The sequence below is a fragment of the Thalassotalea montiporae genome (genome assembly GCF_053485855.1).
The window spans coordinates 1-204 of the sequence record NZ_JBQRUO010000044.1 but is presented as its reverse complement, the minus strand read 5'-3'; the positions used below and the strand labels follow the sequence as shown (position 1 = coordinate 204).

Sequence of the window (204 nt, the reverse complement as noted above, 5' to 3'; positions counted from 1 at the left end):
GAAAACGAAGCCTTATGGGGCTATAGCTCAGCTGGGAGAGCGCCTGCCTTGCACGCAGGAGGTCAGCAGTTCGATCCTGCTTAGCTCCACCACTTCACTCTTATGTGATTTAGGTCTGTAGCTCAGCTGGTTAGAGCGCACCCCTGATAAGGGTGAGGTCGGCAGTTCAAGTCTGCCCAGACCTACCAACACAAGAAAAAGCTT

At 52.9% G+C, this 204-nt stretch carries 2 tRNA genes; both read left to right on the top strand.

The features are described from left to right. Nucleotides 1–16 precede the first annotated feature (16 nt). Nucleotides 17–92: transfer RNA gene (locus ACSLUR_RS19215), tRNA-Ala, on the top strand. 19 nt (nt 93–111) lie between these two features. Continuing rightward, nucleotides 112–188, top strand: a tRNA-Ile gene (locus ACSLUR_RS19210). Nucleotides 189–204: the final 16 nt, after the last annotated feature.